This is a genomic window from Streptococcus mitis, from assembly GCF_002096845.1.
GTDB lineage: Bacteria > Bacillota > Bacilli > Lactobacillales > Streptococcaceae > Streptococcus > Streptococcus mitis_A.
Map to the genome: position 1 here is coordinate 28,818 of NZ_NCVK01000009.1, position 14,242 is coordinate 43,059.

Here is a 14,242-nt window from a genome sequence, read left to right on the forward strand (position 1 = left end):
AATTATGCGCCCATTCCAAGTACAAATTTACCAAAGGCAGAAAGAGCCAAAGCAAGTACGATAATAATACCGATAGCTTTAGTAGAGTTCATACCTTTCTTACCAAGCAACCAGAAGATAAAGGCAGTAAAGATTGCTGGAAGCAAGCGTGGGAAGATTTGGTTCAAGATGTCTTGGAAGTCAATCATCTTCTCACCGATTGCCCATTTGTAAGAAATTTCAAAGTTGATCATTGTTGCTACAAGAGCACCCATCATGAAGACACCAAGTACAGATGCAGCGTCAATCAAAGCTGTCAAGGTACTTTGCATGTTGTTGATAAGATTAACCCCTTCTTTGTAGGCAAATTCCAACTGTTTCCAACGGAAGATGTCATACGCTACTGCAACTGCAATCCAAAGGAAGATACCCCAAGGTTGACCAGCGATAGCCATGGTTGCTGCGATAGATCCCATGATAGCAGGTACAAGCGAACCAAAGATTGTATCTCCAAGAGGAGCAAATGGTCCCATCAAACCTGTCTTGATACCGTTAACGGCATCTTTTGAACCCACACCATCTTTTTCTTCCATGGCAAGGTCAAAACCAGCGATAATGGTGTGGAAGAATGGTGAAGTATTGAAGAATTGAGTATGAACTTTCATCATTTCTTTCAATTCAGGAGTTCCATCCCCATACATTTTACGCAATTGAGGCAAGATCATGTAAAGGTAACCAGAAGCTTGCATACGTTCGTAGTTCCAACCCAATTGGAAAGTAAACAAGCTACGTTTGTTGATTTGATTAAAATCTTCTTTTGTAAGTTTGTAATTAGAATTCGTCATCTTCGATTTCCCCACTTTCTGATGGTGTAGAAGGTGCTGCTACAGCTACTTTTTGGCTATTTTTGAAGTGAAGCACTGCAAGGAAGATACCCACGATAGAGATACCAATCATAGACAATCCTTTAAAGTTGTTGACAAAAGCAATTTTTTCAGCAACATCTTTAGGTAGAGTACCTAAGATACCAGCAACAGCGCCACCAAGACCTGTTACATATGAGTAAAGAACAGTCAACATAGCTGTCAAACCAAATCCCATTGCAAGATAGTGAAGGTTACGTTTAACTGGAAGGTAACGAAGCAGGATTGCAAATCCAAGACCTGGAAGCATACGTCCTGCGAGTGTCAAACCATCTGCAATCCATTTATATGCTTCAACTAAGTCTACCACTGATTGTACGAAGGCACCACCAAAGGCAAGGGCAAAGAAGACTGGAAGGGCACGAGATAAAGCCCATGGAATCGCACCAAGTAGGTAGTTGCGTTCAATACCTTTATAGTCAAAGCGTTCGATCGCAGCATCCACACGGTGAGCGAAGAAGGTAGTAGTCATACGTCCAAGAACGTCGAAGTAAGTCAAGAGAGCTGCTACTGGCACAGCGATTGTTGTAATCGCAAGTGCTGTATCAATTCCTTGTGAAACAGAGAAGGCTGTCGCAAGAACCGCACCAGAAGTTGCGTCAATACGAGAAGCACCACCGAAGGTACCAACCCCAAGAACGAACAGTTGCAAGTTACCACCGATAAGCAGACCAGTAGTCACATCTCCCATAATTAAACCAGTAATAAAACCAGCAAATACAGGGGAACCTGCAGATGAAACGATCGTCAACTCATCACAGATTTGATAAGCTGAGTACAAAGTGAGAAGTAAAATTTGCCACCATTGTATCATAACAATGACCTCCTAAAAATTTTTTCCTATTTTAATAAGCTCAAAAAGTCTGAAATTGGATCATTTGGAACCATTTGAGCAGTTAATTTAACACCTTTTTCTGCTAGTTTGTGGAAATCTTCCACATCCTTGTCTACTACGTTGATAGAACGTGTGATAGAACGAGTTTCTGGTGTTTGAGACATATTCCCAACATTAAGGGTTTCAAGTGGTACACCTGCTTCTACCAAACCAAGGAAGCGGTCTGGTTTACGAGCCACGATAAAGAGACGTTGGCTATCATATTTACCAGCAAGAATATTGGCTGCCGCTTTTTCAATTGGCAAAATACTCAATTTCACACCTGGTGGTGTCGCAAGTTTCAAACCACTCTTTTCAACGTCGTTGTTGACAACTTCGTCGTCTACAACCATAATACGTGAAACATTTAGTTTTCCAGCCCAAAGATTGGCTACTTGTCCGTGGATCAAACGTCCATCGATACGGCATCCTACAATTGTCATAAGTTTTCCCCCTTTATGTGTTTTAGTGTAGGTTTACGAGTTAAATGAATCTCTTCTTTATATTCACCCTCTGTCTCAAAGATAATGATGCGGTTTGCACCTTCCTTAAGATAGCTATGAGGGATATAAAGCGAGAGGGTCGGGCCGACGTTCCAAAAACGTCCTAGATTCTGCCCATTGACAAAGGCAACTCCCTTACCAAACTCAGACAAGTATAGGTAAGTATCTTTTGGCTCTTGGACTGTAAAGTCATAAGCGTAAAAGGCTGGTTGTCCTTCTGTCCATCCTTTTGAAAAATCAATTTTCTCAGGATTGTCTAGAGGGAGTGGATAGTGTTTCCAGTTTAGTAAGAAGTGCAAATCCTTACAAACTCCTGTCCGAATTCCCTTACGTTGCGTATCCGCTAAGAACTTGTGTCCATAGTTGACACGCCCCATATTTTCTATCAAGATATCCAATCTAGACAGCGCTTTCTTTTCACCTTGATAAAAAATATCTTCCCCAATTTCTGTCTGATATTGGGTTTCAACCCACTGACCATCGACATAAAGCTGAGCTCTATCTCGACCATCAATGATACGAAGTCTTTCTTCTTCTGCATCCCAGTTTGTTTCTGTTCGATAAAGTAGGTAGCCATAACTTTGTCCCAATTCCTCCATCTTTTTAGGATAGAGACTTTCTACAGGACTTGACAGACTATCCAAGGTTTCAAATAAGGAAACTTTTTCAACTAGTGGAATAGCATCCAACTCCATACTCTCTTTGTAAAGTGGCTCTAACTGCGGATACTCTGGGAAATGTGTTGCCATCATCTTCTTGACTGCCAGATATTTGGCAGTTGGATTTCCTTCCTCATCTAGAAGGGCATCGTAATCATAAGATGTAACTTGTGGCAAATCCAAGGTTCCTCGAGCTGAGCAACCATTCATGAAGCCAAAGTTTGTACCACCGTGGAACATATAAAGGTTGATAGAGCCTTGCTCCAATACCTCTCGAACAGCTTCTGCCAATTCTTTTGGATCCCGTGTGATAATCGGTTCCTTCCAACGATTGAACCAGCCATCCCAGAACTCCATACACATGAGTGGCCATTTCTTGCCATGTTCATCAAAGAATTCCTGCATCTGTGAAAAGTTGTAAGGTGCCTTAGAACCAAAGTTCCCTGTTACAAAGAGATCATCTTCGATTAGGGTTCCAGCTTTCAGAGTTGCTCTCCATGGACCATCTGATGTAAAGAGTGGACAGGTTACGCCACGCTCTTCCATCAACTGTCGAATCGCTCTCAGATAAGCCTTATCTTCTCCGTAAGAACCATACTCATTTTCAACCTGCATCATGAGAATATTGCCACCATTGTCCAATAAATGTGGAACCAACCGTGCCAAGAGCTGGTCATAGTAGCGACCTACAGCTTCAATATAGACTGGGTCTGATGAACGAATCCTCATATCTTTGGTTAAGAGCCAAGCCGGTAAACCACCAAATTCCCACTCCGCACAGATAAATGGTGACGGACGTACAATAGCATAGAGGCCTAAATCTTGTGCTGTTTGGAGAAATTTCTCCAAATCCAGAGCTCCCTCAAAGTTAAACTCACCCTCACTGGGTTCGTGTAGATTCCAAGCAACGTAAGTCTCTACCGTATTAAAACCAAGAGCCTTCAAGTTATAGAGAGAATGATACCAATCTTCTGGCGGAATCCTAAAATAATGAATGGCGCCGGACAAAATCTTGAACGGTTTCCCATCTAAATAGAAATCGTCCCTAATCTCAAATCGTGTCATGTTACTACCTTCTGACAATTAAAGTTCACGCTTTCATTTGTTGATATAGTAAATATATCTCAATATCCTGCATTTGTCAATAGGTTTTCACAATTTTTTTCATTTTTTACCAACTTTTACACAAAAAAATTATAAAGATATAGATTTTACAGACATAGAACTTCAAGTAGTTAGCATGTATAAAAATGTATAAAATCTCCTTTTTTAATATGTAATTTAACCTTATAGCCTATTATTCTAATTTTTTTATTCAAAAGACTACTATTCTTTCCGTTTTTATGGTAAAATCTTTAACGGAGAAGGAAAATCGAGGTGAAATTATGGCAATTCCAAAATATCAATATATAAAAGATGAATTAAAGAACAAAATCATCTCTGGGCAATTTGCAAGTGGAGATAAATTTTACACTGAAGCTGAATTGATTGCAATGTATGATGTTAGTTCTATCACAGTTGTCCGTGCCTTAAACGACCTTGCCAAAGATGGTTATATTGTCCGCCAACAAGGAAAGGGTACATTCGTTTCACGCGCACGCAAACACAAACTCGTAGAGTTTTCAGATGTAGAAGTTTTTGAAACTAAAGATGATAAGGTGACCGTCCTTTCTATTGAACGCGGAAATAAACTAAACTACTTGGAAAAACTTGGATTACGTGGTGATCAGTTCTACTACAAGATTGAACGTGTCCGCGAAACAAATGGTGTCGCATACATCTACCACACATCATATATCCCAGAACAATACATCAACGCAAATTATCCAAATCTTGAATATTATAGTTCTATCTATAACCGTTTCAAATCAGATTACCACATTCACATGAATGATGAACATTTTGAAGAAATCAATGAAGTAGCATTTCCAACTCCAGAACATGCGGCTTCGGTCCTCGGAGTCGATGAGCAATTCCCAACCGTTTTACAAACCAAGACTACTAAGCTAGAGTCTACTGGTCAAGTTCTCGCTTACAGCGAAACTTATAAACGAGCGGATTATTACAAAATCAAATTCATTTCATGTGACCGTGATCACTAAGAAGAAAGCCTAAGCCTAATCGCTTGGGCTTTTTTCTATACATATTATACCACAATAAAAAGAAAACGCTTACTTTTTTGTATGACCTTCTATATTTTGTAGAATATTTTATAGAAATAAGATCGAATTACACTACATATACATATGTTAATAAATAGAATTGTGTGCTTAATTTTTATTAGTTTTTATACTTATTATAGTTTTAAAGTAATCCTACTTGACTCCTGTTAACATAACAAATAAAATAAAATTGTTGAATTGTGTAAACGTTATTAATATCAAAATGCAATCAGGAGGTTTTGCAATGAAACATGAAAAACAACAGCGTTTTTCCATTCGTAAATATGCTGTAGGAGCTGCTTCTGTTCTATTTGGATTTGCTTTCCAAGCGCAGGCTGTTGCAGCCGATGGAATGACTCCTACTACTACGGAAAACCAACCGACCATCCATACGGTTTCCGATTCCCCTCAAGCATCTGAAAATCTGACTACTGAGGAAACACCTAAAGCAGAGCTTCAACCAGAAGATCCAAAAACTGTAGAAGCAGAAACTCCATCTACTGATAAGCTAGCTAGTCTGTCAAAAACAGAGGAAAAACCGCAAGCGCAAGAGGAAGTGAGTTCAACTCCTAGTGAGAAAGAAGAAGTAGCAACTTCTGCTGAAAAAGAAATTTCTAATAAAAAGTCAGAGGATCTTAGTCCTAAAAAGGAAGAGCTAAAAGAGGCTGATTCTAAAGATCCAAATACAGATAGGACTGATAAACCAGAAGCTGACAAGGATAAAGCAACTAAAAAAGATAAAACGAAAGCAGATGCTGATAAACCAACAACAGAGGCAGGAAAGGAACGCGCTACAACTCAAAATGAAAAATTAGCTAAACGAAAAATCGTTTCAATTGACGCTGGACGTAAATATTTCTCACCTGAGCAGCTCAAAGAAATTATCGATAAGGCGAAAGAATATGGTTATACAGACCTCCATCTCTTAGTAGGTAACGATGGTCTCCGTTTCATGTTGGATGATATGTCTATGAAAGTGGGCGATAAAACCTACTCAAGTGATGATGTCAAACGCGCCATTGAACATGGAACAAACGCTTATTACGATGATCCAAATGGTAACCATCTAACTGAAAGTCAGATGACAGATTTGATTAATTATGCCAAAGACAAGGGTATTGGAGTGATTCCAACTGTCAATAGTCCTGGACATATGGATGCCATTCTCAATGCCATGAAAGAACTGGGTATTGAAAATCCTAACTTTGATTATTTTGGTAAAAAATCTGAACGAACTGTTGACTTAAATAATAAACAAGCAGTCGATTTTACTAAAACTCTGATTGACAAATACGCTAACTACTTCTCTAACACGTCTGAAATCTTCAATATTGGACTAGATGAATATGCCAATGATGCAACAAATGCTAAAGGTTGGAGTGTGCTTCAAGCTGATAAATACTATCCAAACGAAGGCTACCCTATAAAAGGCTATGAAAAATTTATTGCCTACGCAAATGACCTAGCTCGTATTGTAAAATCGCACGGTCTAAAACCAATGGCCTTCAACGATGGTATCTACTACAATAGCGATACAAGCTTTGATAGTTTTGACAAAGACATCATCGTTTCCATGTGGACTGGTGGTTGGGGTGGCTACGATGTTGCTTCTTCTAAACTACTGGCTGAAAAGGGCCACCAAATCCTTAATACCAATGATGCTTGGTACTACGTCCTCGGACGAAATGCTGATGGCCAAGGTTGGTACAATCTCGATCAGGGTCTCAATGGTATTAAAAACACACCAATCACTTCTGTACCAAAAACTGAAGGAGCTGATATCCCTATCATCGGTGGTATGGTAGCTGCTTGGGCTGATACTCCATCTGCTCGCTACTCTCCATCTCGTCTCTTTAAGCTCATGCGTCATTTTGCAAATGCCAATGCTGAATACTTCGCTGCAGACTACCAGTCTGCTGAACAAGCACTAAACGAGGTACCAAAAGACCTGAACCGTTATACTGCAGAAAGCGTTAATGCGGTCAAAGAAGCTGAAAAAGCAATCCGTTCACTTGATAGCAACCTCAGTCGTGCCAGCAAGACACGATTGACCAAGCAATCGCAAAACTTCAAGAAGCTGTTAGTCAGCTAATCTTCACCCCAGAAGCTCAAAAAGAGGAAGATGCTAAACGAGAACTTGAAAAACTTAATAAGAATAAAGTCATTTCCATCGATGCAGGTCGTAAATACTTCTCTTTAGATCAACTCAAACGCATCGTAGACAAGGCGAGCGAGCTCGGCTATTCTGATGCCCATCTCCTTCTAGGAAATGATGGCCTTCGTTTCCTACTCGATGATATGACCATTACTGCCAACGGAAAAACCTATGCTAGTGATGACGTTAAAAAAGCTATTATCGAAGGAACTAAAGCTTACTACGACGATCCAAACGGTACTGCACTGACACAGGCAGAAGTAACAGAGCTTGTTCAATACGCTAAGGAAAAAGGTATTGGTCTAATCCCCGCTATAAATAGTCCTGGACATATGGATGCCATGCTGGTTGCCATGGAAAAACTTGGCATCAAGAATCCTCAAGCCAACTTTGATAAGGTCTCAAAAACAACCATGGATCTTGAAAATCAAGAAGCCCTTAACTTTACCAAAGCCCTTATCGGTAAATACATGGATTACTTTGCTGATAAATCAAAGATTTTCAACTATGGTACAGATGAATATGCCAATGATGCGACCAACGCCCAAGGTTGGTACTACCTCAAATGGTATGGACTCTATAACAAGTTCGCAGACTATTCTAACAGTCTAGCTGCTATGGCTAAGGAAAGAGGGCTACAACCAATGGCCTTCAACGATGGCTTCTACTATGAGGACAAGGACGATGTTCAGTTTGACAAAGATGTCTTGATTTCTTACTGGTCTAAAGGATGGTGGGGCTACAATCTTGCATTACCTCAATACCTCGCAAGCAAGGGTTATAAGTTCTTGAATACCAACGGTGACTGGTACTATGTTATAGGAAATCACAAACAAGATGAAGCCTACCCTCTTTCAAAAGCAGTTGAAAATTCTGGTAAAGTTCCATTCAATCAACTTGCTTCTACCAAATATCCTGAAGTAGACCTTCCAACAGTCGGTAGTATGTTAGCTATTTGGGCAGACAAACCAAGCGCTGAGTACAAGGAAGAAGAAATCTTTGAACTCATGACTGCCTTTGCAGACCACAACAAAGACTACTTCCGTGCTAATTATAATGCTCTCCGCGAAGAAATCGCAAAAATTCCTGAAAACTTAGAAGGATATAGTAAAGAAAGTCTTGAGGCCCTTGACGCAGCTAAAACAGCTCTAAATCACAACCTCAACCGTAATAAACAAGCTGAGCTTGACACACTTGTAGCCAACCTAAAAGCCGCTCGCTTAGGCCTCAAACCAGCTGCAACTCATTCTGGAAGCCTGGATGAAAATGAAGTGGCTGCCAATGTTGAAACCAGTCCAGAACTCATCACAAGAACTGAAGAAATTCCATTTGAAGTTATCAAGAAAGACAATCCAAATCTCCCAGCTGGACAAGAAAAAGTTGTCAAAGCTGGAGTTCTAGGTGAACGTACTTCTTACATCTCTGTTCTTACAGAAAATGGGAAATCAACAGAAACCGTTCTTGATAGCCAGGTAACCAAAGAAGCTGTGAACCAAGTTGTCGAAGTTGGTGCTCCTGTAACTCACAAGGGTGATGAAAGTGGTCTTGCAGCAGCTAGTGATGCAAAACCTAGACTAGATGTCCAAGAGGAAGAAATTCCATTTACAACCATCACTCGTGAAACTAATCAATTGCCTAAAGGACAATCCCGTGTCGTAACAGAAGGTGTAAACGGTCGTCTAAATCATTTCTATTCTGTAACTACGGTTGCAGACGGAACTGAAGTTAGAACATTGGTTAGCAGTGTCGTAGCTCAGGAAGCTGTTACACAAGTAGTCGAAGTCGGAACTCTGGTAACACATGTAGGCAATGAAAACGGACAAGCCGCTATCAAAGAAGAAAAACCAGCACAAAAAATCCCAAGTGTGCCAACTCCTGCGGCAGAAGAAAAATCAGTACTAGAGATTCCAGGCGAATCGGCTCCAACAACTGTTCCTGCTGAGGAAAACAAAGCTCTTCCTCAAGGCCCAACCCCTGTGGCAACAGAGAAAAAACTTCCTGAAACAGGAAGTTACCATTCTGCAGGACTAGTAGTCGCAGGACTCATGACCACACTAGCAGCCTATGGACTCACTAAAAGAAAAGAAGACTAAGTCTTTTGGATAAAAAATAAACAGCGAGATTGTGAACCTCGCTGTTTATTTTTTTAATTAATCACCAAGTCCAAGACGTTCAAAGATATCATCCACTCGTTTGGTGTAATAAAGAGGGTTGAAGATCTCGTCGATTTCCTCTTGAGTCAGGCGTGATGTCACCTCTGGATCTGCCTCAAGAAGCGGTTTAAAGTCGACTTGATTGTCCCAAGCGTAGGCTGTTTTTGGTTGTACCAAGTCATAGGCTTGCTCACGGGTCATGCCTTTTTCAATCAAGGTCAACATAGCACGTTGGCTGAAGATCAAACCAAATGTAGAGTTCATGTTGCGGATCATGTTTTCTGGGAAGACCGTCAAGTTCTTGACGATATTCCCAAAACGGTTGAGCATGTAATCAATCAAGATAGTTGTATCTGGTGTGATGATGCGCTCAGCTGATGAGTGCGAAATATCACGTTCATGCCAGAGAGCCACGTTTTCATAAGCTGTAATCATGTGACCACGGATAACACGCGCCAGACCTGTCATATTTTCAGAACCGATAGGGTTACGTTTATGAGGCATTGCAGATGAACCTTTTTGCCCTTTAGCAAAGAATTCTTCCACTTCGCGTTGTTCTGATTTTTGCAAACCACGAATCTCAGTCGCCATACGCTCGATAGAAGTTGCGATGCTGGCAAGAACTGCAAAGTACTCAGCGTGAAGGTCGCGAGGAAGCACCTGTGTAGAGATTTCTTGAGCACGGATACCCAATTTGTTGCAGACGTATTCCTCTACAAATGGTGGGATATTGGCAAAATTCCCAACCGCACCAGAAATCTTACCAGCTTCCACACCAGCAGCCGCATGCTCGAAACGCTCGATATTGCGCTTCATTTCGCTGTAGCAAGTCGCCAATTTAAGACCAAAAGTTGTAGGTTCAGCGTGCACCCCGTGGGTACGACCCATCATAATGGTGAACTTGTGCTCCTTAGCCTTATCAGCGATGATATTGGTGAAGTTTTCAAGGTCACGACGGATGATGTCGTTGGCTTGCTTGTAAAGGTAACCGTAGGCAGTATCGACTACGTCAGTAGAAGTTAAACCATAGTGGACCCACTTGCGCTCTTCACCAAGAGTCTCAGAAACCGCACGCGTGAAAGCCACCACATCGTGACGCGTCTCTTGCTCAATCTCCAAAATACGGTCGATGTCAAAGTCCGCTTTCTCGCGAATCAAAGCCACATCTTCCTTAGGGATTTCTCCCAACTCAGCCCATGCCTCGTCAGCCAAGATTTCCACCTCAAGCCAAGCACGGTATTTATTTTCTTCACTCCAAATGTTCGCCATCTCAGGGCGAGAGTAACGGTTGATCATTGTTTATTCTCCTATAATATTATTTATCAAAAAACTGTTAAGTTCATCTTTTTTCTTAACTCCGATTGTTTTTTTCAGCGAAAGTTCTACTGTTTCAATATTTACACCTTTCTTATATGATATAATCTCAATAATTCTTGAAATCGTATTTTTTAATACATCTTCTCCGTAATTTGTATTAATTCCCCTAGATTTACATTGAATTTTGAAATCATTAAGATATTCGTTTTCCCTATATCTTTCTATAAGTACCTCGTTTCCCTGAAAAAATTGATTTGAATTATAAAAATCCTTCCAATCGCTTAATGACTCCTCCCATTCTGTCCACTTTTCTTTTTGATGGGGAATGTTCGAATTTAAAAGTTTTAAGATACTTTTCTGACAATAGTTTTTATAACTTTCAATAATTTGATAATACGCTTCTTCAATCTTATACGGTGAAATTGGCAAAGTATATTCTTTAGTTTTTGTAAATTCAATTTTTTCTTTGAGAAGAGCAATTAAGATATTGAACGGTTCAAAAAAAGTCGAATCAACATTACAATAAAAATTAATATATTCTTCTAATTTTTTTATATTACCAGTACCTTTGAAATCTTCTTTTAATAATGCACGTAAATTCAATTTTTCAAATATTCTATATACCTTTTGAATACTAATTAAGGTTGAAAATTGTTTTTCGAATTCTTCGTCAATATCTTCATGATATCTTTCAAAAAAATAAACTTCATTTTCAATTTTATTTACTATAATTAAAATTGAATCCCCTTTGTAAAATACATATACATTCAATTCTTCTTTAAAGGGTCTCTTTAAAAATAAAAAGTACTTTTCACGTATATCAGAAACTATAGCTTTACACGATAAATCCGTAACTTTCTGCTCGTCAAATTCTTTTCTTGGAACCAATGTTAGCCAATAGCCATCTATTTCCTCTATACGTAATACTTTATGTTCAAACTTCATTTCCCACCTACTATTCACGAACTGGATAAAATGTTATGATATTCCCATTTCTTTCTACAATTTTAACAAGAATGTTATTACAAATATAAACACCACTAGTTGGATCGACTAATCGACATGAATGTTCTATCATATCTAAAACCTGCTGTCTAGACCAAGTCTCTGGAAAAAAAGTTGAATACCCTCGGTTGGATTCCTTTAGAATATGAGTGTTTTTGCTACGTACCATATATTCAAAAATATTACCACTAATTATTGCTTTTGTATCCGGAAGAACCTCTGCATTTTCATCTCCAAGATTTCTATTACAATGATACCCTTTAGGAGAGCCAGCTCTACTTATTTCTCCTAAAAATACGTGTTCCAATGCTCTACTTGACAAACTATAATTATTTGTAACCTCATTCATAAGTCACTGTTCCCTTTTACAATCAATCTCTTCTAGCAGTAGTCGAGTGTCTTCTCTTGCTGACTTTATCCTCTACAACAAGCCTAGGCAACCTTTAAAGGATAAGACAACGAACCTTGTAATTAAATCCTGTCTTACTCACTCAAACTCTTCTTTCCCAACCCATACAGATGGATAATGATCTAGTGTGTTCAAATCTGTATCCAGCGGTAGATCGTAGATAGCTAAATAGTTTTCAGGGTATTGTGCAACTAGTTCTTCATATTTAGCTTGCACCTTATCTTGGTCAGCACTAGCAAACAAGACTTCGACAACTGCTCCAGTCTTATCCTTTTCAACAAATGCATGTACGATTATTTGAATCATAGGTTTCTCCTAAAAATCAATTCCTTTCCCAAACTCCTCAACTTTATCCGGTTCATCACTAAACAAAGTCACATGTCCCATCTTGCGGTTGTGTTTCGCTTCTATTTTACCATATATGTGGAGGTGGGCGCTTGGATTTTCTGTGACATATTTTTCAGCAGCCTCGACGTGTTGGCCGAGTACATTAAGTATAACGGCTGGCGCATGCAGTTTGATAGCTGGCAATGGCGATCCCAGAACGCCTAGAATATGGGTATCAAACTGGGAGAAGTCACAGGCTTCGATTGAGTAGTGCCCTGAGTTGTGTGGACGTGGCGCAATTTCGTTGACAATGATGTCATCAGCTGTCGCAAACATTTCCACGCAGAGAGTTCCAGACAAGTTAAGCTGTTCAGCGATTCGCACAGCCATGGCTTTAGCTTTCTCAGCTAGATCATCAGAAATACGAGCTGGCACAATGGTCTTAGATAGAATATTGTTGCGGTGGATATTTTCCTGAACTGGGAAAACCGTCACATCCTTGCCATTTCCTGATACGATGACAGAAATTTCAAAGTCGAAGTTGACAAATTCTTCCAGGACACAGTCTGCTGAATCAGCTAGTGCATAGGCTTCTTCCAAATCTGCTTCTGAGCGAATAACCTTTTGTCCATGCCCATCATAGCCACCAGTTGCCGTCTTGAGGACATAGTTTTTAGACAGGTCGATATCAGCCAAGTCATTGCTAGAATTTACGACCTTGTAAGGAGCAACAGTTACTTGAGCCTTGTTTGAGAGAAAGTCCTTTTCAAAAATACGATTTTGGGAGATGCGAAGCAGGTCGATTCCTTGAGGAAGTTGACCATCCTTGATGACAGCATCCAAACCGTCAGCATCGACATTTTCAAACTCATAGGTGAGGATATCGCAACGCTCAGCCAACTGACGCAGAGCATCCACGTCATTATAAGGAGCCACGATGATCTCCGCCACGCGAGAGGCCGGGCAATCCGCCGCAGGATCCAGCGCGATAACCTTGTGGCCCATGTAGATAGCAGAAATGGCCATCATTTGACCTAGCTGGCCGCCACCGATAATTCCGATTGTTTTAGATGAGCTCATTTGTAGACTCCTCTGCGATTTTTCCTTGCTCCTCTGCGAAATCTGCCAATGCTGTCGCGATAGACTGATCCTCTACTGATAGGAGACGAAGGGCAAAGAGGGCAGCGTTGGTCGCACCTGCTTCACCGATAGCCATAGTTGCGACAGGCACTCCACCTGGCATCTGGACGATAGAGTAGAGCGAGTCCACACCACTAAGGGCACGCGATTTTACGGGCACACCAATGACTGGAAGGGTCGTTTTAGCCGCTACCATGCCTGGCAAATGGGCTGCGCCACCAGCACCCGCGATAATGACCTTGATGCCACGGCTACGAGCTTCTTCGGCATGTTGGAACATGAGGTCTGGTGTACGGTGGGCAGAGACAACTTTCTTTTCGTAGGCTACACCGAAGCGGTCTAGGACTTCTGCTGTTTTTTGCATGGTTGCCCAGTCGGATTTGGAGCCCATGATGATGGAAATTACTGGCTTCATTTCTTCTCCTTTTTCCTCTTTTTCAACAATTACCTTAGGTTGTGAGGGACGGAAGCAAACCTTCGGTTTCATTCCTAAAATTTTAGCCTAAGGTCTTACAATTTCCCTGAACGATTGGATTGTCATCCAATCGTTTTTTCACAACGGCGGTGATTGTTATATATTAGTTCGCTAACGCTCGCAAGTTATGCGACCATTATTGTACTTTGCGACTGCGTCGC

General features: G+C 40.5%; 11 protein-coding genes and 1 pseudogene. 2 read left to right on the plus strand and 10 right to left on the minus strand.

Features of this window, described 5'->3' with window-relative positions:
- Positions 1-2: 2 nt before the first annotated feature.
- Genes B7695_RS03010 through B7695_RS03025 form a run of 4 tightly spaced genes read right to left on the minus strand, consistent with a single transcriptional unit; the run spans position 3 to position 4,003 of the window.
- Complete coding sequence (locus B7695_RS03010) at positions 3-824, minus strand: PTS system mannose/fructose/sorbose family transporter subunit IID (protein WP_084889631.1); 822 nt, start codon at positions 822-824, stop codon at positions 3-5.
- The gene (locus B7695_RS03015; protein ID WP_084889632.1) at positions 811-1,716 is read right to left on the minus strand and encodes a PTS mannose/fructose/sorbose/N-acetylgalactosamine transporter subunit IIC; all 906 of its coding nucleotides are present in this window, start codon (positions 1,714-1,716) and stop codon (positions 811-813) included. Before B7695_RS03015 ends, B7695_RS03010 begins: the two co-directional genes overlap by 14 nt.
- A 26-nt stretch (positions 1,717-1,742) precedes the next feature.
- Positions 1,743-2,219 (minus strand): PTS sugar transporter subunit IIB, encoded by a 477-nt coding sequence (locus B7695_RS03020; RefSeq protein WP_000156973.1) that lies wholly within the window; start codon positions 2,217-2,219, stop codon positions 1,743-1,745.
- The gene (locus B7695_RS03025; protein ID WP_084889633.1) at positions 2,216-4,003 is read right to left on the minus strand and encodes a glycoside hydrolase family 35 protein; all 1,788 of its coding nucleotides are present in this window, start codon (positions 4,001-4,003) and stop codon (positions 2,216-2,218) included. Before B7695_RS03025 ends, B7695_RS03020 begins: the two co-directional genes overlap by 4 nt.
- 320 nt (positions 4,004-4,323) lie before the next feature.
- Here B7695_RS03025 and B7695_RS03030 point away from each other — a divergent pair, with 320 nt between their 5' ends.
- Both B7695_RS03030 and strH read left to right on the plus strand, forming a co-directional pair.
- A complete protein-coding gene (locus tag B7695_RS03030) occupies positions 4,324-5,040 on the plus strand; it encodes a GntR family transcriptional regulator (protein WP_084889634.1) in 717 nt (238 codons plus the stop codon).
- 304 nt (positions 5,041-5,344) lie between these two features.
- Positions 5,345-9,348: pseudogene (gene strH, locus B7695_RS03035) on the plus strand (LPXTG-anchored beta-N-acetylhexosaminidase StrH).
- Positions 9,349-9,405: 57 nt separating this feature from the next.
- Here strH and purB read toward each other — a convergent pair.
- The 6 genes from purB to purE form a co-directional block, all read right to left on the minus strand.
- A complete protein-coding gene (gene purB / locus B7695_RS03040; protein WP_084889635.1) occupies positions 9,406-10,704 on the minus strand; it encodes an adenylosuccinate lyase in 1,299 nt (432 codons plus the stop codon).
- A 3-nt stretch (positions 10,705-10,707) separates the two neighbouring features.
- Positions 10,708-11,670: a hypothetical protein gene (locus B7695_RS03045; RefSeq protein WP_084889636.1), complete on the minus strand. Its 963-nt coding sequence runs from the start codon at positions 11,668-11,670 to the stop codon at positions 10,708-10,710.
- Positions 11,671-11,680: 10 nt separating this feature from the next.
- Positions 11,681-12,079, minus strand: a complete 399-nt coding sequence (locus B7695_RS03050; RefSeq protein WP_084889637.1) for an EndoU domain-containing protein — start codon at positions 12,077-12,079, stop codon at positions 11,681-11,683.
- Positions 12,080-12,217: 138 nt separating this feature from the next.
- Positions 12,218-12,445 carry a phosphoribosylaminoimidazole carboxylase gene (locus B7695_RS03055; RefSeq protein WP_084889638.1) on the minus strand — a complete coding sequence of 76 codons (228 nt, stop codon included), beginning with the start codon at positions 12,443-12,445 and terminating at the stop codon, positions 12,218-12,220.
- Between the two features lie 9 nt (positions 12,446-12,454).
- Positions 12,455-13,546 (minus strand): 5-(carboxyamino)imidazole ribonucleotide synthase, encoded by a 1,092-nt coding sequence (gene purK / locus B7695_RS03060; RefSeq protein WP_084889639.1) that lies wholly within the window; start codon positions 13,544-13,546, stop codon positions 12,455-12,457.
- Positions 13,533-14,021: a 5-(carboxyamino)imidazole ribonucleotide mutase gene (gene purE / locus B7695_RS03065; RefSeq protein WP_084889640.1), complete on the minus strand. Its 489-nt coding sequence runs from the start codon at positions 14,019-14,021 to the stop codon at positions 13,533-13,535. Before purE ends, purK begins: the two co-directional genes overlap by 14 nt.
- Between the last annotated feature and the right edge of the window lie 221 nt (positions 14,022-14,242).

Coding starts and splice junctions, on each gene's coding strand:
- B7695_RS03010 (WP_084889631.1), bottom strand. CDS start 824: ATGACGAATTCTAATTACAAACTTACAAAAGAAGATTTTAATCAAATC.
- B7695_RS03015 (WP_084889632.1), bottom strand. CDS start 1,716: ATGATACAATGGTGGCAAATTTTACTTCTCACTTTGTACTCAGCTTAT.
- B7695_RS03020 (WP_000156973.1), bottom strand. CDS start 2,219: ATGACAATTGTAGGATGCCGTATCGATGGACGTTTGATCCACGGACAA.
- B7695_RS03025 (WP_084889633.1), bottom strand. CDS start 4,003: ATGACACGATTTGAGATTAGGGACGATTTCTATTTAGATGGGAAACCG.
- B7695_RS03030 (WP_084889634.1), top strand. CDS start 4,324: ATGGCAATTCCAAAATATCAATATATAAAAGATGAATTAAAGAACAAA.
- purB (WP_084889635.1), bottom strand. CDS start 10,704: ATGATCAACCGTTACTCTCGCCCTGAGATGGCGAACATTTGGAGTGAA.
- B7695_RS03045 (WP_084889636.1), bottom strand. CDS start 11,670: ATGAAGTTTGAACATAAAGTATTACGTATAGAGGAAATAGATGGCTAT.
- B7695_RS03050 (WP_084889637.1), bottom strand. CDS start 12,079: ATGAATGAGGTTACAAATAATTATAGTTTGTCAAGTAGAGCATTGGAA.
- B7695_RS03055 (WP_084889638.1), bottom strand. CDS start 12,445: ATGATTCAAATAATCGTACATGCATTTGTTGAAAAGGATAAGACTGGA.
- purK (WP_084889639.1), bottom strand. CDS start 13,546: ATGAGCTCATCTAAAACAATCGGAATTATCGGTGGCGGCCAGCTAGGT.
- purE (WP_084889640.1), bottom strand. CDS start 14,021: ATGAAGCCAGTAATTTCCATCATCATGGGCTCCAAATCCGACTGGGCA.